Here is a 22,757-nt window from a genome sequence, read left to right on the forward strand (position 1 = left end):
GAAATTGTATGAAAGTATTTAGTAAGTCTCGTTTAGCGACGTGTGTGTTGACTGCCATCCCTGTAATGGCGCTAGCAAAAGACACTGGTAAGCTTGAAAAACTCGGCTCTGAGACGACTGGCATTGAAATCACCAAACCGAACCAAGACCAAGACAGCTCGCGTATTTACCTAGAGCAAGGCGCTATTTGGGCAAGCCGTGACATCACTCGCTTTGACCCAGTGTTAGATGTCAGTGTCAGCGATGAATTAGAAGTTGAGCAAGGCACACTGCGTGACAGCGTCGGATTCACCATCACCACTAACTATGGTTACTACATCAAGAAGTACCAACTGGAAGTGTACCGTGTTGGTGACTTTGGTTTGTCTGAGCCAATCGCTGTGCTTGATGGCGATAAACTGGCAAACGATTCTGACATCAACTGGGATGGTCAAACCGATGTTGACTACCAGTTTGAAGTCGGTGAGCAGTTGATGTTCCGCCTAAAAGCGTGGGACAAAGATGGCAACATGGACGTGACCACAGTGGGTGTGACGGACTTGGTGAAGCCTGACTCTGAAGTCGATATCGATCGAAACGACAACGACGATGAAGAGAGCAAAGGCAAAAGCTACGGACAAGCTAAACTGATGCGTCACAACATCCCGACAAATGCAGGCTTAGCCAAGTTCATTGGTACCGGTTTAAAAGGCGTTGATAGAGTCATCATTGGTGAAGACGAATTTGACGTTGAAGATGGTAACTTATACGCAGAGCAATACCTACCAACAGATTCCTACATTTTCCCAACTAAGGTTGTGTTTGATAACGGTGATGAACGCCGCTACAAGCTTTACGTTCGTATCCCAGATACTTACTACGCGCAAACGGGTTTGGCTGATCTTTATGTTGGTAAGAACAATGTTTCTGGCAATAGCGATGCATTAAGTGTCGATGACCAGTATCAAGATGACATCTATAATCAAGGTCGTTTGGCGTACTTTGGTCAGGGTAAATTTGGTGACAAGCTTCGCGTGACCACTCACTTCGATACTCGAGAAAGTGAGATAAAAGACATGTTTAAACATCCGTTCGCATCAGACGATTCGGATGTATTCGACATCCTCGAAGATGACGATGAGCTGTATTACGGCAACTATGGCGACAGCTCAAACATCGAAAAAGTAGTCAACACTAAGGGTAAGGTTTACCTCAACGTTGAATACGATAAATCGCAGTATTTATGGGGTAACTACAATACAGGCTTAACCGGTACTGAGAACAACGATTACAACCGTAGCCTCTATGGTTTCAAGGCTGATTATCGCACTCGCGATACCACACAATACGGTGAAGACCGCTTGAATGTGGTCGGTTTTACGGCTGAAGCTGACTCCTTGTATGCACACGATGAGTTCTTAGGTACGGGTGGTTCTCTGTATTTCCTTCGCCACGGCGAGGCGGTACCAGGAAGCGACAAGGTTTATGTAAAAGTAAAAGATGAATATGGCCTAGTACAAAATGAAATCCCACTTGAGCCGGGTGTCGACTATGATTTTGACCCATACCAAGGTCGAATCATTCTGACCAAGCCACTCGACAATATCTTGTCTGACAGCTTTGGTAGCGTGATTGAAAACGGCGATGATTACGAAAACTTTCTGGTTGTCGATTATGAGTATGTCCCACAAGGTTCAGATTCGTTAGACGCGATGTCTTATGGTGGCCGTGCCAAAGGTTGGGTCAACGATTACGTTGGTGTTGGCGTGACGTATGCGACTCAAGAAAAAGACAATCAAGACTACGAGTCTTACGGTACGGACTTAACGCTGCGTGCAACAGAAGGTACTTACATTAAGGCTGAGTTTGCTCACAGTGAAGGTACTCAAACAGAGTCGAATTTCGTCTCAATCGATGGTGGTTTAACCTTTACGCCGATTGGCGACACATTAGAAGATCGGGAAGGTGACAGCATCCAAATTACCGCTGTGACCAGCCTTTACGATCTTGCCCCAACTATTTTTGGCGCAGTTGGTAATGACTTGAAACTTTGGTATCGAGACAAAGACGCAGGATACAGTTACGCGAGTAGCAGCGATGACCTAGAACAAGAAGCTTATGGTGCCGAGCTTCGTTTGCAAGCGACCGACCGTTTAGCGGTGCTGTCTCGTTTCTCTACCAATGAAGAGCGCGATGTCGACGGCAATTTAGAAGCGGATACTGAAACCATTGAGATCGAGACTCAAGTCAAGATCACTGAGCACATCAAGGTGTCTGCGGCGGGGCAACAAACCGAAGAGCTGAACCAAAACGATGAACAAAGTGATGCGACCCTAGCAGGTGTGCGTTTGGAATACATGTGGGACAGCGACAACAGTGTCTACATCAAAGGACAAACCACAGTCTCTCAATCGGATGACTACGACGAGAACGATAGCGCATCGATTGGCGCAGAATTCCAAGTATTGGAAGATCTGTCATTGGGGGGTGAATACACCGATGGCGACCGCGGCCAGGTTGCCGAAGCCACCGTGACTTACGATGTTTCCGATGACCACTCAACATACGTAACCTATGTTGATGATAACTACGAAGGTGAAAACAACGTGATTGTCGGTCAGCGTGCAGACCTCACTAGCAGTGTCGATTTCTACCAAGAGAACCAGTTCGTTGATGAAAACGATGGTCACGGTCGTATTGACTCGTATGGCTTTGGCTACGACGTGACGGATGATGTCGAGATGGGCATAGGTTATCAGCTTGGTGAAATTGAAGATGACGAGAACATCACCACAGAGCGTGAGTCCATCAGCTTCAATGCATCGATTGATCTGGATGACATCACTTTAAGTCACAAATTCGAATACCGAGTGGATAAGAGCGAAGACGACCCAGAAATCGCGCAACGAGAGCTGCAACAAATCGTGACGACCAACCGTTACACGCACCACTTAACGGAAGAATACACGCTGTTTGGTAAGTACAACTACTCAATTACAGAGAGTGAAACCACTGGCGAAACCATGGCGCAATTTACCGAGGCGACGGGCGGACTTGCGTATCGTCCGATCTATAACGATCGACTCAACTTACTGAGCCGTTACACCTACATTGCGGACTTCGATCAACTGGATCGCGATGTGGATTATCAAGACGAAACCAGTCAGATCATTGAAGTTGAAGCGATCTACTCGATCGACCAACACTGGGACGTCGGCACTAAATATGCGCATAAAGACAAAGAGCAAGCCTTCGAACGAGCGTCTGGTACGAATGAAATAGTTAAAAGTGACATCGACTTATACGGACTTAGCGCCTCTTATCGCGTGATGAAAGAGTGGGACGTGACGGGTGAATATCACTGGAAAGCAGACACACTCAATGATGAATTAGAGCACGGCGCGTTGGTCTCTGTGAACAAGCATATTGGTGAGAACCTAAAAATGGGCATTGGTTATAACTTCTCTGCGTTTGATAGTGATTTAACCAACGATGATGATTATGACGCTTCAGGTGTGTTCATTAACTTAGTCGGTAAGATTTAAGCCAGCCCCAAAGAGGGGGCAAAGTAGAAAGTAGAGAGTTGAAAGTTGAGAATTGAACGTAAGATGAAAATAACAATTGGCCTAATCAGCGGTGTAATGAGCGCTTTGCTTCTTGCTGGCTGTGCAACTGACACCTACGTGAGCCAGGAAAACAGAGACAAGTTTGCTGGCTTAGATGTGTCTAAGTTTTTAATCAGTGAATGTTTAGCGCCTGAACGTGAGGTGCATGTCGCTATCGCAGAGCATTTTGCGTTTGATAAATACAAAATACGCGATTTAGATGCGCTCAACTTAGATGCGTTTGTGGAAGAGATCAGAGGCCTGAAAGGGCGCATCACTATTGTTGGCCACACCGATTACAAGGGCTCGCTGGATTACAATCAGCGCCTTTCACAACGCCGTGCTAAATCGGTTGCAGACTATTTGAAAGCGCACCTCGACCCAACGAATTACGATTGGGAAGTGAAGCACCTTGGTGAGACTCAACCTCTGCTATTTGGTAAAACCGATAAAGATAGAGCTGAAAACCGCCGTGCGTTTATCGTGTTTGAAGAAGCGCAGAAATACGAAGAGATGCCTTTCTGTGAACCACCAAAACCAGAACGTAAGGTGTACATGGCAATGACGCCACACTTTGATTTTGACAAGTCAGTACTTAAGCCAGAAGACTTAACTCAGTTGGATGATTTCACGGAGCAGTTAAGTGGTTTGCAAGGCAGCATCATGGTCGCAGGACACACCGACCAAGCGGGGTCACTTTCTTACAATGAAAAGCTGGCAGAGCGCCGTGCAGAAACCGTGGTTGAGTATCTCAAAACTAAACTCGACCCTAAGCAGTTCATCTGGGAAGTGAAGTCGTTTGGTAAACTACAGCCAGCGATCAATGAGCGCACTGAGAAAGCTGATGCGCTAAACCGCCGCGCATTTATCGTGTTCAAGGAATCTGATATTACTGCAGAGCAACAAATGCTTTCCGGCAGTCAACAGCAGGCGCTTTCTGGAAATGAACAGGAAGTAATGAGCATCGAGAGCGAGCAGAAAACTTCGACTGATAATCAATAGTTAGCATTGGGTTTAGATGCAAAAAAGCCCCATGCGTTGGGGCTTTTTGCTGCCTGCTCTATGGGCTAACTAAGGTAAAACATCTATTGAGACGGTAAGTTTTGCTTTAACTCTAGAAGCATTCGATAGGCACTTTCTCCAGACATCTCATAAGGATTGAACTGATCAGATGTTGAAAACTGTAAGTTAACCAGTTCAGTTAGGCTTGATTGTGGAATATCACCCATCGACCAATCGCCAAATTCTCTACAATCGATCTCTTTGAAATATAAAATCATGACTTTTTTGTGCCGCTTATCATTCAGAATATGATTATAGGTATGGTTAACCGCAGTTCGTGAACCTTCGATACATTGTAGGAAATACTGGTCGTTGTGACTAAGAAGGCCAGTTAAGTGGCTCTGCTTATTACGATCGTGTGAGATCTTGAGAATTTCATCTAAAGCCTTCGAGTCGCAGCTTTCACAAAGCGTACTGACATAAATTAACCGAGTTAGGCGCATAGGCATCACTTCGAATTTTGTTCAAAAGGTATTAATAAATATAAGCCAAGCTCATGGAATTGCTAATTATTGGCAAAAATATCACTAACGATCTTATTTTGGCGAAGTAAGAGTGAGGACCAAGCTAAGAAAAGGCGTTCGGTACACCAATTCAGGCGATTTCAGAGTTTGTAACTCAATTGTTTGAGGGGATGGGCAAAGGAGCCGGCGACCGGCTTTATCGTGTGATTGTACTTCGTCATGGTAGAAGGTGCTGATAGTCACACCTTCTATTGAATCATATGATCTGTTTGTAATCTAGCGTCAATGTCTATCAACGTTATTCGTTCAAAACCGAGATCGATTCTACGTTTGAAGATGCATCAAATCGAACATTGACCATCACGCTTTCACGTTCAAAAGTCATATCATCAAAATCAGTTGTCGCGATCTTAAATCCATTCCTCGCGAATAAACTCGTCACCATTGTACGTTGTTTCTGTTCCATAGCGTAAGTCAGTAGTTTGTCCATCGTTGCCTCCATTAGGTAATAGTGTGCATAACGTAAAGATACAGACTTCATAATATGAGATCAATTGCTTAATCAATAAGCAGTATTAATGCCTCCGGATGAATGATTTGATCATTCAAATGGCTAATGGACGAGAAAGTCTTTCATTGCAGTGGTTATGATTACGACGGTGTTCTGTGACAAGGCTTCAACAACTTTTGCGACAGTTATTTTCTATCCAAATTGAATTGAAATAAGTGGTTACAAAACGGCTAGGAATTACTTAACTTTTTACTTTGCTTCTTTCTAGCAACCCATGGAACGAACTAATTAAAACTTATCGTTCGAGGTGAAATCTAAGCTTCACGATAGGTAGTATCTATCGGGGTAGTCAATGTTAGATGGGTATTGTTATAAGTGTTATTAATTGCATAAACTTGATTTTAACATTTGTTTGATTTATAAATTCTCTACGCATCAATAACTTCATGATTATATTAGTTTTTACTAACCTTTAAATAACATGGAGAAAGGCGATGAATAAGAACCAAACACGCAACGGGTTAGCGAATTTAATGCGACTTCGTAAACCATATAAGGCAGCAGATTTCCTTGTCAGTTCTAATGAACTACGAGTTAAGAAAGATGTTTATAGCTTGCGTAAAATTAAACAGTTAGAAATTCGTCAATTGGGCTTCAAAGAAAACGCTATCAATATCGTTTCACTGGCTTTAGTACTCTCCGCTGCGACTTGGGCGTTTGTTCCTCAGTTTGGGCTACCTATGCTTGCGCTGACTTTCATTTTGGCTTTTGTCTCATGGCGAAAATACGAATTGCGTGCAGAATTTAAAGGGGCAGACGAAACTGGTGATCATTGGGTATCAGTGGCTCGTGGTTGTACTCGCGAAGAGTTCAAAATTTTGAAAAACGTCGAATTGACGTTACGAGACCAAGTTTCTTAGTAAGCAAGGTGTCGTAATAAGTTAGGTTCAATAATAAACAAGGCTCGTCACTCGTTGGCGAGCTTTTTATTTTCTGAAAAAAATAGATAGAGCGGGTTACTTTTGTACGCCAGCGATGATGTTGGCAATGGTAATTTTTATGAATCTTAAGTCACGGCATTTATGATGGTCTTTAGGGCTTTGAATTTAGGGAGAGGGTGGCGGTGAATACACAAGTAAATAAGAGTTTCTTCAAAAGGCTCATCCGGGTCGTTGGTTATTTTGTGATTATGGTGTTGAGCTTTAACCGGTTTTCCAATGCTCAAGCCATAGAGTTTCCTACTTGTGCGCAGAGTGATGTTTTGAACACAGAGATCCACCTTTATGTTGATGAATCTGTGTTAGCCGAATATTCCAAAGAATTTATAACCTCTAAAATAGCGACATGGGAAAGCTATTCGAATCTGGTGTTGAAGAACTCCTGCATTCCTATGACGAGAAAAGTAACCAAGGTGACTTATAGCTCTGTAATCGATAGCCTCTGGTTTCAAGATTTGAGTGCAGCAGAGAGGCTACTCAAATTATCGATGGAAGAGCCAATTGAAGAAATCACAGAGGACGGTCGTCCTGTTTTTACAGGTGTTGTGTTTTCTAATTATCATTCTGCTTTCGAGTCTCGATATTGTGGTATCGCATCTCAGGTCTCTCGTTTTTTCTTTTTGGCTATAAATTGCCCAGACTCGACAATGGAACATGAAATTGGTCATTTGAGCGGTGCTAACCATGACTATAAAACGGTGTTAAAAGATTACGCGACTATCGAACATTTTATCGCTGACAGGTACCCAAAAGCGCCCGCATATTCATTCGGTGCTACATGTGCAGAGAGAGGCACTGTAATGTCTTATGAGTGTGATATTATTCCTGCCTACTCTAGTCCTGAAATTAGAGTTAACGGACAGCAATGCGGAGATAACGCGCATCACAATAATGCGAGAGTGCTTAGGGAGTTCGCGCATACTCATTTAAAGCTAACAAACTCCAACAAAAATTAGTCGAGCTAATACTGAGAATATTCAAACAGTACGATGGCGTTTGAAAACAGGATAAGGAAGGTAAATGGACATAACGATAAGACCAGCAATGCCTAGCGAATTGGCTACCATTTATGCTTTGTTTATCTCAAACGATGAGTGGACCAAGTTTAACGGCCCTTATTTCCCATATTCACCCCCATCGTTAGATGAGTTTGAAAGTCATTCGTTTCAACGCTTACTCGATGGATCCGACTTGCAGCTAGTGGTTGTAGACGAAGTGCCTGTTGGAACGGTCAGTTGCTACTGGGAATGTGAAGAAACACGGTGGTTGGAAGCGGGTGTGGTTATTTATAACTCGGAGTATTGGGGTAATGGCATTGCCGCGTTAGCACTTCCGCTTTGGGTTACTTACCTATTCGAAAATAAGCAGATCGAACGTGTGGGCTTAACCACTTGGTCAGGTAATCCGCGGATGATGTCACTAGCTCTCAAATTAAGCTTCCAGCAAGAAGCTAGGCTAAGAAAAGTGCGTTATTACCAAGGCGAGTATTATGACTCGATTAAGTATGGCCTATTGCGTTCTGAGTGGCTGGAAAGCAAATAGCCATGATTCGAGTTAGTTTGTTGTTTTATTTAACTTTATAAGTCGTGTAGTCCAAAGTGGTCACTTGTGATCTTTAAATCTAAGACGAGCGTATTTCTCCCAGTTTACAAAGGAAGAGTATGCATGATGCTATCTAAAGAGAATGAATCAAGAATTATAGAAATGGCGTGGGAAGATAGAACTCCGTTTGAGGCGATAGAGCTGCAATTTGGTTTGAATGAATCAGAAGTGATTCGCTTCATGCGAAGCCATCTGAAGCTTGGCAGTTTTAAATTGTGGCGCACACGTGTTTCTGGTCGTTCTACCAAGCACATAAAACTTCGTAGTGCAGATGTATCGAGAGGGTATTGTCCTACTCAATACAAGCATCGTTAAATAGGAACTTACTTAACCAGCAATTCCAATGAATATATCAGTATGGAAACGAAAGGAATAAAAGGAATGAAACAATTTTTTGCTCTAATTTTGGCAGTGCTTTGCTTTGGTGTTAGTTATGTTCAAGCTAATGATGTTCACCTTAAACAAGCTTACGAGAGTCACCAAAGCGATGTACAAGTTCGTGGCTCTGGTACAGTTTCTCGAATACTTCCAGATGATAACAAAGGCTCTAGACATCAGAAGTTTATCTTACGATTGGACAGTAAACAAACCGTGCTAGTCGCGCACAATATTGACTTGGCTCCTCGTATTAAAGGATTAGGAAAAGGTGACCGAGTTGAATTCTATGGCGAGTATGAATGGAACAAGAAAGGTGGCGTAATTCACTGGACTCACAGAGACCCTAACAACCGTCACGCTCACGGTTGGTTAAAGCACAATGGGAACGTATACGAGTAAACACCTATGAGACAAGAAGCTTGTTTCAAAGAGCCCCGATTTTTCAAAGATAAATGGTGGGATATGGTTGTTTTAGCTGTTCTTCGATCTGAATGGCAGAAGATATAATTTGGTATGCCCAAGCACCTCTCTGACAGGTATTAGACTATTGTTAAGTTAAAGGCTTAATTACTGAGGGGTCGAGAATGACGCGGTTTGTACTGGTATTATTATTTGCAATTATTTCTTCTGGTTGTGGGACAAGTGACAGCGCTTTGATTGAGAGTGGACATAACGAATCTTACATACAGGGTTTTCATGATGGCAGGCACAGCGGCATGCAAGAAGCCGGTAATGACTTTGAAGACTATATGAAAGACGAAAAACGTTTTGACTCAGATACGGACTATAAGCAAGGTTGGCTTGCTGGTGAATCAGAGGGTAAAAAACTACAAGATGAAGCAATGTCGATAGGTAAAGGTATCGCGGGTAGTTACCCACAAAAAACTGATTCGACAAATACTGATGACATGGCAAAAGACGCATTGAAAGGTATTGATACGTCGGGGTTAGAAAATTTAGAGTAAAGAAAATACACAGGCTGAATTGAATCGACATCGCTACAAAACTGGTCGTAATTCGGACCCCGAGTTTTCATTACACTGAATCCTAATTCTCATTTGTTAGGCTTGTGTGACGGAAAGTTTAGCTGTTCGGCTCATCATCCACAGTAACCTCACCATTCATTGAGTTGTAGTCAATGGAAATTCCCGGTACGACTCGATAATGATAGATACACTGATCCGTCTGTATATATTCAGCAATGTAGTCGGTTTCTTCTGGTGAATTGAAACTTGAAATACTCGGTGGATCGAGGAGCAGTGCGCCCCATACCGAAATGCAGTCTTCAGCGTTATCTAATCTTGGAGATTCTTCGGGTAAGTGCCATTGTTGGGCTGGATATCCCCATTCATTGAAGTCAAGCTGGCCGGTCGCGGAGTCATCATAGATAGGGACGTTTGTGGAAGCACCGCCACCGTTTGAGGTTAAATTTTTTGAATAGGCAAGATCGACACCTGTTTTAAAAGAAGCGCCAGTGCCTTTCACCACTGCAATATGAGAATCAGTACTTACATTGAGGAACCTTGGAGCAGCAGTTACGGCGAGTATTCCAAGGATCACAATAACGACAACAAGCTCAATAAGTGTAAAACCGTTCTTTTTCATTTAGCACCTCTTTTAAAGGCCGCTAGTATGCATTATAAGTTACTCTTACCAAAGGGAATATCCTCATTTGGGTGGTAATTTAAATGCTCAATAATGAATGTTGTGATTAAGGTAACTTATATTTTATAAATCCAACGCGCATGGCTTAAGTGCTGTGTATCTCACTTTGATATTAATTTTAGCTCTATGAAGGTTTTGCAATTAATGAATATCGTTGAAACGGTAAAGCTTCATCTTTCAGACGTTGGTTATCCAAAGGCTAGTGTTAAAACAGAGCAGGTTCGATCTATATCGGCGCTCGTTTTTAAAACCATCAAAAACAAAGATATCTCCAATGTTTTGTCCTTGTGTACTCAATTGCTTGAAGAAAGGGATTGGGCGTTAGGCGTTATTGCTTACGACTGGGCTTTTAGAGTAAGAAAACAATATTCGAAAGAAACGTTTCCAATCTTTGAGCATTGGTTAATGGAGTATGTCACTGACTGGAATGATTGTGATGACTTCTGTACTTATGCGTTTGGTGAGTTACTATCTCAACACCATGAGTTGTTCGAGATGACAACTAGATGGGTCGACCATTCTAACTTTGCTGTGCGAAGAGCAGCAGCGGTTGTCTTAATTTACCCGATCAATAAGGATAGATACTCAGGTTTGAACCCCTTTAAAGTGGCCGATTTGTTGATTAAAGATGAACATGCTCTCGTGCAAAAAGGCTATGGTTGGATGCTAAAAGTGCTCACTCAAAAAGAGCCTCAATTGGTGATTCGTTATTTAAAGGCTAACCATACCGTAATGCCAAGAGTCGCTTTTCGTTACGCGATTGAAAAGCTGGATGGTAAAACTAAGCGAGAGTTAATGTCACTTTGACCATTGGCACTTCTCAAATCATCATAAGAATCCGGTGTGATTAATTATAACGATTAAAATAGGAACCTAAGGTGCAAGATCAAACTAGAGGGCTCGACAAAGACGGGTTCATCGAAAACGTATACTCACCTGAGAATATCACTCCTGAATTCCAAGATGTCGTGAATGCCGTTATTGACTCGTTGTTAAGCGAACTTCCGAACCAAATTGATGGCATCTACTTGTATGGAAGCGTGCCGAGAGGAACTGCCATTGTTGGCCACTCTGATTTGGATGTTTCTATCGTCCTCGCTACGCCTGTTGGTCAAAGAGAAGAGGAAGTATTTAAGCGACTTTCTGACGCCATTCCCAAAGCATATCCTCAAGTGAGCAAGCTTGATATCGATCCAGGTTTTCTCTCAGAGATTCTTCAGCCCAACGAAGAATTCCATTGGCAGTTTTGGCTCAAACATTGTTGCTGTTGTATGTGGGGTAATGATTTATCTGCTGGGTTTCCACGTCACAAGCCAAGTATTGAAATAGCTCAAGCTCTTAATGGTGTTTTATCGACTTTTCTTGAACAAATGACCCCAAGCTTTGAAAGCATGAGTGATGCAGACGTCGCCAAGGTTATTGGCAAGAAGTTAGTTAGAGCAGCATATTACTTTGTTGCTGAGAAAGACGGCAGTTGGTACACAGATTTGTCTCAGTGCGCTGCAGTAGCCAAGCGCTATTACCCAAACCTAGACGATGATATTGAGTTAGCACATCAATACGCTTTCGGAAATTTGATATCTAAAACAGAAGCTTTTGAATTGTGTGAAAGGTTTAGTAAAGAGCTTGTTGTAAGTTAAGCATTAACACAAATTAGAAAACAAACTTAGCTGCCGTTGTAACGGTTTAAGGGAAATCTGATGGATGTACATGAGTGTGTTTCTTTTATTTTGCTGAACGAATCACAAGTATTGTTAGAAAAGCGTAGTGAGTCTAAAGAAACGGATCCTGGCTTAATTACCATACCTGGCGGCCATATTGAGCATGGTGAAAGTCAGGTACAAGCGTTGTTTCGTGAGCTCGATGAAGAGCTTAATGTTGTTCCCATTCATTACAAATACTTGTGCTCACTTTACCATCCTACGAAAGAGCTTCAGTTGATCCATTACTTTATTGTGAGTGACTGGAAAGGAGATATCACAACTCAAGAGGCTGACAGTGTCGCGTGGTATTCGTTAAATACAGATCTTGTTGGTATTGCTGCCGATGGCGTTGCTTTGAAAGAAGTGGAGCGGGTAGGGATGTTTCTCTAAAGCTTCGCCAGATAAACACCGACAGCAGTAAACACAACAACCTAAACACTTGGTTGTTGTGTTTACATTGGTATGTATTTCGATACTCCGTGTACTTTGGCTCACGTAGCCCTGCCTCTATGCTCTTTACCGTTTTGTCAGCTATTTAACTAAGACCGCACGGGATTACTTTTACATAATTAATTGTTATGTTATAACGTTAGACTTGTTCGAGCTTTTAGGTCAAAGGTATGTCGTCAATTCCAGTCACCATTTTGCATGGGTTTCTAGGGTCAGGGAAAACCACGTTCTTACGCAACATTCTTCAACAAACCGATTATTCCGGCGATGACCTGTCCGTTATTGTGAATGACATGAGTGAGTTGGATGTCGATGGTGTGCTCATCTTAAATACAGATGCGGTGAGTGAAGAGCAGGGCAATTTCGTCACGATCAGTGGAGATAGCATCAGCAGCCCGAGTGGTGTAAAGCACCTCGATAAAGCGCTTAAAAAGCTCTGTGCAGAAAAGTCGCCAGAATGGATTGTGATTGAAACGTCGGGTAGTAGCCATCCTTTGCCTTTGATTGAGTATTTCAAAAACAACGCGCAATTTGCACTTAAAGACGTGACTACGTTAGTGGATGCGACTTGGCTGCGGGATGATTATCAACAAGGAGCTGCGTTAATCCCTAAGTGGCAGGAGAATGTGCAGCAAGGTGTTCGTGGTGTAGAAAACCTGTTGGTTGAACAAATCATGTTCTCAAATCGTGTCATGCTAACCAAAACGGACAAAGTGGATGACCATACCGTTCGCAACATTGCGCAGGCGATTCACCCGCTCAATGTGTACTCCGAGATAATCAAAACTTCATGGGGAAACTTGGATATCCGCACGTTAAAAGGTAAGCAAGACTACAACTTTGCCTTAGTGGAACAGTTAACCGCAGAACTTCGAGAGACAGTGAATGAACCTTTGAATCTCTCAGATAAAGACGAACAAAGCCTTGTCGCAAAAGTGATCAAAGATGATCGCCCATTTCATCCTGCGCGTTTATGGAATACGTGCCAACAGCATTTAACGAAAGGCGTATTTCGTAGCAAAGGGTTCTTTTGGTTCCCTACTCGAGATGATGTTTCATTGCTTTGGAGCCAAGCGAACGGCAATGTTGGGCTTGAAATTACAGGCTTTTGGCGTGCTTCGGTGATCAATGATGAATCACAAAACTTTACTGAGGAACACCGTCAAATTCTGCAAGATAAGATAGACAGTGTTGAAAGCCGCTTTGGTGATCGTCGTTGTCGTTTAACGGTGATTGGGCAAGAAGATGAAGTCGACGCCTTTATCGATGCACTGGAAAACTGTTTTTTGACTGATGCGGAATTGGATTTGTGGCAGCAAGGGGAGACATTTGAAGATCCTTGGCCAAAGAAAATTGCCAAGTTAAGCCAGAAGAAGACACTTTAAGTACACTGGTGAATACTGCGTCGCCGCGTTGTTAAATCTCGGTTTGTTCCAATAACGGATTTACTGAATTGACCTCATAAAACATGAAAGCCTCCCGAATAGCGGGAGGTTTTTTTATCTAAGCTGTTTATTCTTCCCAAGCAGGGAATGGGTCTTCCAAAGACAACCAATAGTCGCCCTCTTGCTCCATTTCATCTTCCGTTAACAAACATTCGTTGAGACGGGAAATCAATTTTTCTTGCTCTAATCCTTGGCCAATAAACACCAATTCTTGACGCATATCGCCATAAGGTTCTTGCCAAATATTGTTGATGGCATCGAGGGATTCTTGATCCGTCGGCCATTCCTCTTTCGGAATTGCTTTCCAAAACATACCTGCGGCACCATAACGTGCGATGCCGCCCGCTTGGCTCCACTGGCCCACAAACTCCGGCCTCGTTGCTAACCAAAAGTAACCTTTAGAACGAATCAGTTTGCCGTAGTCTTCTGCGTTATGGAGGAAATCATAGAATTTTTCTGGATGGAAAGGACGCCTCGCATGATATGCAAAGCTGGAAATACCGTATTCTTCAGTTTCAGGTATGTGCTCGCCTCGCATTTCTTTCAACCAACCAGGGGCTTGTTGTGCCTTTTCAAAACTGAAACTCTGTGTGTCGAGTACCGCATCAAGTTCCACTTCACCATTCGAGATAGGAAGAATAGTGGCTGAGGTATTGAGTGTTTTAAGAATCGCCAAAAGTCTCTCGACTTCTGACTTCTCAGCGAGATCGGTTTTGCTTATCAAGATCACATCCGCGAACTCTACTTGATCGACAAGTAAATCAGCGACACTGCGCTCATCGTCTTCACCTAATGACTCGGGCGTCTCTGTTAAGAACTTCGCTTCATCGTAATCTCGCAGGAAGTTGATGGCATCAACCACTGTTACCATTGTGTCTAAACGGGCAACGTCTGAAAGCGAAAGCCCATTATCATCAGCGAAAGTAAAAGTCTCTGCAACGGGAAGTGGCTCAGCGATGCCAGTGGACTCAATCACTAAGTAATCGAATCTACCTTCTTGAGCGAGTTTGGTAACTTCTTCAAGTAGATCCTCACGCAGGGTACAACAGATACAGCCGTTACTCATTTCAACCAGTTTTTCTTCACTGTGGTTGAGAGAAACTTCATTCTGAACGGTCGCTGCATCGATGTTGATTTCACTCATGTCGTTGACGATGACCGCAACTTTTCTGCCTTGTCTGTTGTTAAGAATATGACTTAAAACGGTTGTTTTTCCTGCGCCGAGAAAGCCGGATAAAACCGTAACAGGGAGTTTTTGGGTTTTCATGCTCATGCTCTTTTTATTAGTGTAATGTTATAATATAACACTAAGCATGATCGGTGATCTTAACTCTGGCATCAAGCAGTTTATTTCTGTGTCGAGCACTGCACCTTATTGGAGCCTTTGTTCGTTTTTAAGTTGTGGAGGCTCAGATGCACGCAACAAAGGGCATCTGACTCTTATCTTGGTGTGGAGGTTCTATGAACGAAGAGAAAAGTAATGTCATGACAGAAGAAGAAATTGTTGCTGCGCCCGAGACGGATTATATGGATGAAGCTCAGCTCGCTTCTTTTGAAAACCGAGTGTTTGAGCTTGATGAATCGACATGTGCAGATATTCTTAAATCACACTCTACAAGAATTTTATAGTATCGGATGGTGGCATGGGGGAGAGGTGTTGTGAGGGCTTATAAGAGTGAATAACAAGCCATTTGAGCACTGTATATTGTCACCATAGTGATCTTTCGTGCTTTCACTATTTACCCATTTATCGTCTAAGGTTATGAAAAATCATAATATTCCTCGATTTTCTAAACCCCAGAAACGGTGAAACCCCGATGTTGGTAGTAATCTTAGCTGTATGGTATTGATTTATATGAATTTCATGTATTTAGAGCTGGTGATTAAGCTCTAATTGGCCTAAAAAACGGTTAAAAAGGCCAATGAAATAGTCAAATAAAATCAATGTATTAGCAACTCGGTACTACTGTATTAGTCCACCCTAAAGTGGGCTTGAAATCGATTCGTTGAATCGTTTTACGCTTCGGGAATCCTTTTCGTTAATTGCTGCGCAAATAGAATGTCACTGAAAAAATCGTGCATAGTTTTTCTACCAGTAGATGAAAAATCTTAATTTTCATGTAGTGAGAAAGGTAAGGAGAACGACATGGCGACGCGTAAAATCAGACCTAGACAATTTATTGATGAGTTTTACCCTGATTCAGGGATATGCAATACCACCATCATAAACTGGATTAAACACGGCAAGCTTGAGGGTACTAGAACGCCAACGGGCCGATATTTAGTCTGTGTTGACGACGAAATAGGGAACCCTGCAGACAGGGTCAGTGAACTTCTAAGATTCTTGGAGTCATAAATGGTTGGTAGAGCTAGAAGCAAAGAAACGGCTCATTACCCTCCATTCTTGGTGAAAATGAGCCATAGGGGCCAATCTCGATTTCGGTTTACGACCGTAGATGGTGTGAAGAAGCTATTTCCTATCGGGGCTGTAGAGCAAGAAGCGATACAAGCTGCGCATGTTTACAACTTGCAATATCGTCCTGAGCTAGGAAGCGCGTTTTCCCTTTCTGAGATGACCCCATTTCGCAAAGCTGTCTCCAAAGGCCGCAAGGACAAATTTAATCGGCCTTTAAAAGAGTGGCTTCCATTAGTGTTGTCTCGTGTGAAGAAAGAAGAACGGCTTTCCAAAGACGTTTATCGAAATTTGGAGAGGGACTGTTACCGCCTTGATGAGTTCATGGGGCGGCTGCCAACCAAATCGATCAAGTTACAGCACATCAATGAGTTCCTTTCGAAATACTATTCAGACTTAAGTAATCGTCAGCTCAACAATAAGATCAGTAACCTTAAAAAGGTATTTTCCTACCTTGCTGATGAGAGCGCTATTGAGAGTAATTTTGTACTCAATAAAAAACAGCGTCGATTGACTAGAGAAGATTACACAAAAGCTCGCCACGACCTAGATATCGAAAACTACCAAAAGGTCTACGATGCAGCACCACTGTTTCTTAAGGTCGCAATGAGCTTAACACTTGAGACGACTCATGCTGTGAGAGAGATCTATAGGCTTCGTTATCGAATATACAAGCCACGGGAAGGCGTGTGTGGGATTCTTTGGAACCCTGACAAAGAGATGGAGTATGTTGATGGGCACGCTGTGTATGGAATGCTTTATGTTCACCGAGAGAAGGTGAAAAAGTCCGATGCTTCCACTGTTGCTATTCCCGTTACTCAGACGATCAAAGACATTGTAGACCTTTCTAAAACATCCAGATTGATTTGTCCTTATATCGTTCACCGCAAACCTAAACAGCAGCAACGTGGCATTTCAAAAGAGACCGACCACCTCTACCAAGTACATCACCACAATATAAGTAAAGAGTTCAGTAAGGTTCGAGACTCATTAGGGCTTTATAGTCACCTAAAGAAATCGCTAAGGCCAACCTATCATGAAATTCGAGGACTAGCTGCTCGAATGATTGAACAGCAAGGGCAGAGTGCTACCGAGCGAATGGCACATGCGAACGCTAAAACGACAAAAATCTATACAGGCACAAGTGACATTATTTGGCACCAAGTACCACCTGTTGAGGTTATGCCTAAAGGTGGCCAGAAGTGATTTGTGTGAGTTGTTTAGTTATGGAGGAATTCGGAATCCGAATTTGATAAAGGGTCGCTTTACCCTATTAACTTTAATTTGAATCTATGCACATTGTATTGACTCGAAAACGGTTACTGAATAAAGTCAGATATAGGTTATGCGCGACCTATCAGCTCACGGATGAAGCGAAAGCAGCGCGAAGTGAATTATCACTTCATCGATTTTGTATCTTTATTACGGTTCGTGAGCCCGTAAATCTAATAGGATGCTTAATCATGTGCATATTTCGGAGCTAGCCGACCGCCTATTTCGGTTTTAATCGACCACCAAATCCGTTTTTAACCGACCACTCATTTCGGTTTTAATCATCCACTTTTCGGTGTGTTTCCGAAATCGATGGTCGATTTACCGAAATAAACCTCTTTTCTCTTTTAAATCAATAGGTTTAACCTGAGTCTTTCATGTTGAGAGCACTAAGGATAAATCATGCCGAAAAAGAGAATGCCAATGAATAAAATTAAGGAAATCTTACGCCTCCGATACGAGTGCAATCTTTCTAATCGACAGATCGCCGCTTGCCTCAATATTGCTCATTCCACTGTATCCCAGCATCTATCCCGATTTAAATCCAGTGGCCTCACGTGGCCACTGGAAGAGACTCATCATGAAAATCAAGTCACCCAAGCTTTGTTTGATGGTCGCTCATCTTCTCAGCATAAAGTGATGCCTGATTTCACTCTCTGCTACTTAGAATTGAAGCGTAAAGGGATGACTAAAGCTTTGCTTTGGGAAGAGTATTGTCATCAGCATCAAGACAAAGCCTATGGCTATACACAGTTCTGCGAACTGTATAGACGTTGGCTAAAGACACAAAAACGCAGTATGCGCCAACTTCACCATGCTGGTGACAAGCTCTTCATTGACTACTGTGGCCCAACGATCCCTGTTGTGAATCCAGATACAGGAGAATGCCGACATGCTCAGGTATTTGTCGCCACTTTAGGAGCGTCAAATTACACCTATGTCGAGGCGAGTGAGAGCCAAGGGCTTGAACACTTCCTCATGGCTCATGTGAATACCTTTAATCACTTTGGTGGTGCTCCGAATCTACTTGTACCTGATAATCTGAAATCTGCTGTAACGAAAGCAGACTGTCATAGCCCTATCCTCAATGAGAGCTACCGAAAACTGGCACAACATTACGGCGTTGCTGTGATGCCAGCCAGGCCCTACAAGCCTAAAGATAAAGCCAAAGCTGAGAACGCAGTTCTCATCGTAGAGCGCTGGATAATGATGCGCCTTCGCCACCAAGTGTTCTATACAATGGCTGAGCTGAACCTGGCTATCCGAAAGCTGATGCATGACTTAAACCAACGAGAGATGAAACAGCTTGGTGTCAATCGACATGACTTGTTCAACAAAGTTGACCGTCCAGCGTTAAAACCACTGCCATCGCAACCATATGTGTATATCGAAACTAAACGAGCAACCGTCTCCCCTGATTATCACATTCAATATAAAAAGCACTTCTACTCTGTGCCGCACCAACTTGTTGGGCAACAAGTTGAGCTTGAAGCAACGCATCAAATAATACGTATCTACCACAAAGGGAGCATTGTTGCTCACCACTGCACAAGCCAAAAAGAATATGGTCTCTCTACCGTTTACGAGCATATGCCAAGCAACCATCAATACCAATCATGGACACCCGAGCGTTTTATCCGTTGGGGAAAATCTATTGGGCCAGCCACAGGTGAACTGACTCAGATGTTGCTCAAACGCCCAGAGCATGAAGCATTGGCCTTTAGAAGTTGCTTTGGGTTACTAAGTCTTGCCAAAAAGCACTCAGACGCACGGTTAGAACAAGCTTGCCGAGATGCCTTAGTGACAGAGAAGCCATACCTTGGCTTCGTCAAAAACTTATTGAAGAACCATCGAGAAGGCACTCTCTCTCAGCCTTCCACTGATACCCCAAACCTTAAACACACTAATGTTCGTGGTTCCAACTACTACCACTAGGAGAAACAATATGGACGCAATAATCCAACAGTTAAAATCACTACGCCTAAGTCATGCTTCTGATGCACTGGAACAGCAAAGGATACACCCCGCGACCTATGCTGAACTTGGCTTTGAAGAAAGGTTAGGACTCATCCTTGATCATGAGATAGTGAACCGAGATCAAACCAAAATCCAACGACTTAAACGGCAAGCCAAGCTGCGCCTAAGCGCTAGCGGTAATCAACTGGACTACCGCCCAGAACGAGGCTTAAAAAGAGCAATGATGGGAGAGTTATTATCAGGCACTTATTTACAAAAGCGACAGAATGTCCTGATTACAGGTGCAACAGGTGCAGGTAAAACCTATGTTGCTTGTGCGCTCGCCGAGCAGGCGTGTGAGCAACACTGCCCAAGTCGTTATTATCGCCTAAATCGTTTACTTGATGACCTGAGTAGTAGCCGCCTTGATGGCAGCTATCAAAAGCTGCTACTGAGCTTGTCTAAGAAAAAACTGTTGGTTATCGATGACTGGGGAATGGAAAAACTCAGCCAAGAGCATGCAAGTAATCTTCTCGAAGTGCTAGAAGATAGATACCAAGAGTGCAGTACGATCATTATCAGCCAACTACCTGTAAAACAATGGCACGAGATGATCGACAACTCGACGATCGCTGATGCGATCTTAGATAGGTTGGTTCATCAAAGTCATAGAATCGAGTTACGAGGGGAATCAATGAGAAAACTGGCTTAAATCGACCACTTGGAGTAAAACTAAGGAAGAGAAAAGAGAGGCTTAAAAAGGTGGTCGATTAAAAACGAAACTAGGGGTCACATCAGCCGAAATACGCAATCATGCTTAAATACCCATCAGTGAGCCAATCTGAGGCCCACGCAAAGTACATTTCAAGAACTTTAAAGATCAAGCTCAGTTTTGCAAAAGAAGCTGTCGCATTTATGTATGGCTTTGACAATTTTAAAGAGTTATGCAGTAGCTCTGATCTAGAGATGCTCGACAGTAATAACAAATACTCGGCAATTCCATACAAGCAGGACTTAGAAACATTGGAGCTCTTGTTGCAACCTCACTTACCTGCTATTCGTGCTCACTTGAACCCCAATATTCATTTGGATTGTTCCGTATTGGCGTTAGTAGTAAACAACAGACTAAATTGTATATCTCATGATGCTGTGAACCATCTCCTTTCATTGGGAGACTCTTTTGATTGGAGCGATGCGAAATCTATCATCAATGAACTTGAATTTGTTGATGATACTGTATCGATAGTACTGGCAAGTCGAATTGCCATGAATAGAGTCAAAAACAAAGTAAACCCATGGATAGAGTTTTCATCGTTCGGTATCAGAGCATATGGTTACTATAACTTCTCCGGTAAAACCGTCTGTATTGAGATGCGTGAACTCGACATTATGTTTAAGTATCCGAATGGGTATAGAGATATTTCGAGCCGTAAATGGATTGGTGATTATGTCATTGGTTTTTTAGGAGTGCTTGCCAAGCAGTTTGATACCTTAGGGTATACAGGCGAAATACAGCTTTCAAATGTTAACTTTCCAATAAACTTAGCAAATGAGATGAACACCCTAAGGGATGAGGTGAGAAATGCTGATCTAATACGTGGAGTAAAAGTTCCACTTGATGTTTTGCTAAATGAAAATGATCCACAAAACATCTGGTTAAGAAAAAACCTAGTGAATGAAATAGGGTAATACTAATCTCATAAAGCTTCGACGATATCAGTCGAAATAGCTTAAATGCAGAGGCCGAATATGAATATATTCGGCCTTTTTTACGCCTAGTCAAAAGGGTATCCAGTCCTGTCACTCCAAAATTTTGGGGAGTGACAGGACGGGCAGCACTCACCAATAGGGGGCTACGAGCGAATTATCGGAATTGAAAAAGAATGACGGCGAGAATCTATGGCGCTGAGAGCGCCTCCAAAGTTGCGAGTAGAATGGGTTGAGACAATAATGGAAGAGAACTAAAAAGCAGCCGTTGCTGCAAAGACTACTAGACGAAGAAATCCTTTAATTACCAGCGCATTCTTATCTCAAACGCCCAACGGGCTTCTGGGAATTAGCAATTGCACATGGCTTACAGTCATTCAATTGTTCGGAATTTCTGAACCGCGCAGTAGTCTCGCTTCATTACCTATTGACTTGATTTAAGCAGTAGGCGTTCATTCGAAATGAACGGGAGCAATAACACTAATCTGAAATCGCATTGATACCTACTACTGTACCCATGAAATAAGAACCTTGAAATGACTGAGATAAGAGCCGCTAACGAAAGCGGCTTTTTTTTTAGAATTAACATATTGAGGTAGCACTATGGCAACGAACTTTTTTTTCCAAATTACCCGAGTTCTAAATCGTAACCTCGATGGCTCTAAAGCGACTCAAGCAGAGCGAAAGAAGATACTAAAGTTAGCTGACAAACAACTAAGAGAGCTTAACGTCAGAAAGCTTGAGCTAAGGAACTTGGGCCGCAAGCATATCGAGAAGCTTGTAACTCATTGGCAAGATCAAGGTCTAGCAGCGGGCACGATCAAGACACGTATGACTCACCTGCGTTGGCTCTCTGAAAAAATCGGGAAGCCAGGGCTAGTTCCTAAAAGCAACGCTTCCCTTGGTATTGAAACCCGCAAATATGTCACCAACCAGAATAAAGCCAGATTCTTAGTAAATTCAAAATTAGCAACACTCGATGACAGGTATCTTGACGCGAGTTTTCGTTTGCAAGCCGCGTTTGGTTTGCGCCGAGAAGAGTGTATGAAAGTCCAGCTTCATTTAGCAGATAGAGGCGACCATTTACATCTAGTAAAAACCAAAGGCGCAAGACCTAGAGATGTGCCTATTCGCACTCTGGAACAACGTCAGTTAATTGATGAGGTGAAAAAGTGGGTAGGGGATCGCTCTTTAATTCCAGAAAAAGCTAAGTACGTTTCTCAGATGAAAAGATACGAAAGAGCTTGTATCAAAATGGGCTTAGACAAAGCGCATGGGTTACGGCATGGGTATGCGCACCAGCGATACTTTGAATTGACGGGTTTTAATGCTCCTGCTGCGGGAGGGCCGTCAACCAAGGGATTAACAGGAGAGGACAAACAGCGCGACTTTGAGGCAAGAATGGTCATTACTGAAGAATTAGGGCACGGAAGAGAAGAGGTTACTGCAGTTTATTTAGGCCGTTAAAGCTTGAAAGTTAAGTTCGGATTCCTAATTCGGAATCCGAACTACTTGAAGTTTTCTATTGGTATTTTGAGTAACAGGAT

23 protein-coding genes and 1 pseudogene are annotated in these 22,757 nt (G+C 42.8%); 20 read left to right on the forward strand and 4 right to left on the reverse strand.

Going from position 1 to position 22,757, the window contains the following annotated elements; genetic code table 11:
* Positions 1–8 precede the first annotated feature (8 nt).
* Entirely contained in the window at positions 9–3,524 is a 3,516-nt protein-coding gene (locus QUF19_RS06230; protein ID WP_286297600.1) for a hypothetical protein, read from the forward strand.
* A 63-nt stretch (positions 3,525–3,587) separates the two neighbouring features.
* The gene (locus QUF19_RS06235) at positions 3,588–4,586 is read left to right on the forward strand and encodes an OmpA family protein (RefSeq protein WP_286297604.1); all 999 of its coding nucleotides are present in this window, start codon (positions 3,588–3,590) and stop codon (positions 4,584–4,586) included.
* A gap of 83 nt (positions 4,587–4,669) precedes the next feature.
* On the opposite strand, the gene QUF19_RS06240 is transcribed toward QUF19_RS06235, so the two are convergent.
* Positions 4,670–5,089 carry a BLUF domain-containing protein gene (locus tag QUF19_RS06240; RefSeq protein ID WP_286297606.1) on the reverse strand — a complete coding sequence of 140 codons (420 nt, stop codon included), beginning with the start codon at positions 5,087–5,089 and terminating at the stop codon, positions 4,670–4,672.
* A gap of 319 nt (positions 5,090–5,408) precedes the next feature.
* Complete coding sequence (locus QUF19_RS06245) at positions 5,409–5,600, reverse strand: hypothetical protein (protein WP_102438918.1); 192 nt, start codon at positions 5,598–5,600, stop codon at positions 5,409–5,411.
* A gap of 515 nt (positions 5,601–6,115) precedes the next feature.
* Here QUF19_RS06245 and QUF19_RS06250 point away from each other — a divergent pair.
* From QUF19_RS06250 to QUF19_RS06280, 7 genes and pseudogenes are all read left to right on the forward strand, one after another.
* Entirely contained in the window at positions 6,116–6,541 is a 426-nt protein-coding gene (locus QUF19_RS06250; protein ID WP_286297609.1) for a hypothetical protein, read from the forward strand.
* Positions 6,542–6,744: 203 nt separating this feature from the next.
* On the forward strand, positions 6,745–7,575 hold the full coding sequence (locus QUF19_RS06255) for a hypothetical protein (protein ID WP_286297612.1): 831 nt from the start codon (positions 6,745–6,747) through the stop codon (positions 7,573–7,575).
* A gap of 64 nt (positions 7,576–7,639) precedes the next feature.
* Entirely contained in the window at positions 7,640–8,161 is a 522-nt protein-coding gene (locus QUF19_RS06260) for a GNAT family N-acetyltransferase (RefSeq protein WP_286297614.1), read from the forward strand.
* Between the two features lie 123 nt (positions 8,162–8,284).
* Positions 8,285–8,536 carry a TIGR03643 family protein gene (locus QUF19_RS06265; RefSeq protein WP_286297616.1) on the forward strand — a complete coding sequence of 84 codons (252 nt, stop codon included), beginning with the start codon at positions 8,285–8,287 and terminating at the stop codon, positions 8,534–8,536.
* A gap of 66 nt (positions 8,537–8,602) precedes the next feature.
* The gene (locus QUF19_RS06270) at positions 8,603–8,998 is read left to right on the forward strand and encodes a DUF3465 domain-containing protein (RefSeq protein WP_286297619.1); all 396 of its coding nucleotides are present in this window, start codon (positions 8,603–8,605) and stop codon (positions 8,996–8,998) included.
* A gap of 6 nt (positions 8,999–9,004) precedes the next feature.
* A pseudogene (locus QUF19_RS06275) lies at positions 9,005–9,106 on the forward strand (GNAT family N-acetyltransferase); the annotation flags it as partial.
* Between the two features lie 77 nt (positions 9,107–9,183).
* A complete protein-coding gene (locus tag QUF19_RS06280) occupies positions 9,184–9,564 on the forward strand; it encodes a hypothetical protein (RefSeq protein WP_286297622.1) in 381 nt (126 codons plus the stop codon).
* 118 nt (positions 9,565–9,682) lie between these two features.
* Here QUF19_RS06280 and QUF19_RS06285 read toward each other — a convergent pair whose 3' ends face one another.
* Positions 9,683–10,204 (reverse strand): type II secretion system protein, encoded by a 522-nt coding sequence (locus tag QUF19_RS06285; RefSeq protein WP_286297624.1) that lies wholly within the window; start codon positions 10,202–10,204, stop codon positions 9,683–9,685.
* 204 nt (positions 10,205–10,408) lie between these two features.
* On the opposite strand from QUF19_RS06285, the gene QUF19_RS06290 reads away from it, so the two are divergent.
* The 4 genes from QUF19_RS06290 (at position 10,409) to QUF19_RS06305 (ending at position 13,802) form a co-directional block, all read left to right on the forward strand.
* On the forward strand, positions 10,409–11,071 hold the full coding sequence (locus QUF19_RS06290; protein ID WP_286297626.1) for a DNA alkylation repair protein: 663 nt from the start codon (positions 10,409–10,411) through the stop codon (positions 11,069–11,071).
* A 71-nt stretch (positions 11,072–11,142) separates the two neighbouring features.
* Entirely contained in the window at positions 11,143–11,904 is a 762-nt protein-coding gene (locus QUF19_RS06295; RefSeq protein WP_286297628.1) for a nucleotidyltransferase domain-containing protein, read from the forward strand.
* 60 nt (positions 11,905–11,964) lie between these two features.
* Positions 11,965–12,357: an NUDIX hydrolase gene (locus QUF19_RS06300; RefSeq protein ID WP_286297630.1), complete on the forward strand. Its 393-nt coding sequence runs from the start codon at positions 11,965–11,967 to the stop codon at positions 12,355–12,357.
* Between the two features lie 230 nt (positions 12,358–12,587).
* Complete coding sequence (locus QUF19_RS06305) at positions 12,588–13,802, forward strand: CobW family GTP-binding protein (RefSeq protein ID WP_286297632.1); 1,215 nt, start codon at positions 12,588–12,590, stop codon at positions 13,800–13,802.
* A gap of 127 nt (positions 13,803–13,929) precedes the next feature.
* On the opposite strand, the gene zigA is transcribed toward QUF19_RS06305, so the two are convergent.
* Positions 13,930–15,129 (reverse strand): zinc metallochaperone GTPase ZigA, encoded by a 1,200-nt coding sequence (zigA, locus tag QUF19_RS06310; RefSeq protein WP_286297634.1) that lies wholly within the window; start codon positions 15,127–15,129, stop codon positions 13,930–13,932.
* Positions 15,130–15,323: 194 nt separating this feature from the next.
* On the opposite strand from zigA, the gene QUF19_RS06315 reads away from it, so the two are divergent.
* The 7 genes from QUF19_RS06315 (at position 15,324) to QUF19_RS06345 (ending at position 22,677) form a co-directional block, all read left to right on the forward strand.
* Complete coding sequence (locus tag QUF19_RS06315; protein ID WP_286297636.1) at positions 15,324–15,491, forward strand: hypothetical protein; 168 nt, start codon at positions 15,324–15,326, stop codon at positions 15,489–15,491.
* Positions 15,492–16,008: 517 nt separating this feature from the next.
* Positions 16,009–16,218 carry a MerR family transcriptional regulator gene (locus QUF19_RS06320; protein ID WP_010434910.1) on the forward strand — a complete coding sequence of 70 codons (210 nt, stop codon included), beginning with the start codon at positions 16,009–16,011 and terminating at the stop codon, positions 16,216–16,218.
* Positions 16,219–17,481, forward strand: a complete 1,263-nt coding sequence (locus tag QUF19_RS06325) for a site-specific integrase (protein ID WP_286297666.1) — start codon at positions 16,219–16,221, stop codon at positions 17,479–17,481.
* A gap of 468 nt (positions 17,482–17,949) precedes the next feature.
* The gene (gene istA / locus QUF19_RS06330; RefSeq protein WP_286291968.1) at positions 17,950–19,482 is read left to right on the forward strand and encodes an IS21 family transposase; all 1,533 of its coding nucleotides are present in this window, start codon (positions 17,950–17,952) and stop codon (positions 19,480–19,482) included.
* Between the two features lie 10 nt (positions 19,483–19,492).
* Complete coding sequence (gene istB, locus QUF19_RS06335) at positions 19,493–20,215, forward strand: IS21-like element helper ATPase IstB (RefSeq protein WP_171763054.1); 723 nt, start codon at positions 19,493–19,495, stop codon at positions 20,213–20,215.
* Between the two features lie 101 nt (positions 20,216–20,316).
* The gene (locus QUF19_RS06340; protein ID WP_286297668.1) at positions 20,317–21,192 is read left to right on the forward strand and encodes a hypothetical protein; all 876 of its coding nucleotides are present in this window, start codon (positions 20,317–20,319) and stop codon (positions 21,190–21,192) included.
* A 621-nt stretch (positions 21,193–21,813) separates the two neighbouring features.
* The gene (locus tag QUF19_RS06345) at positions 21,814–22,677 is read left to right on the forward strand and encodes a phage integrase N-terminal domain-containing protein (RefSeq protein ID WP_286297670.1); all 864 of its coding nucleotides are present in this window, start codon (positions 21,814–21,816) and stop codon (positions 22,675–22,677) included.
* Positions 22,678–22,757: the final 80 nt, after the last annotated feature.

Origin of the sequence: Vibrio sp. FE10 (genome assembly GCF_030297155.1) — a bacterium.
Classification (GTDB): domain Bacteria; phylum Pseudomonadota; class Gammaproteobacteria; order Enterobacterales; family Vibrionaceae; genus Vibrio; species Vibrio apostichopi.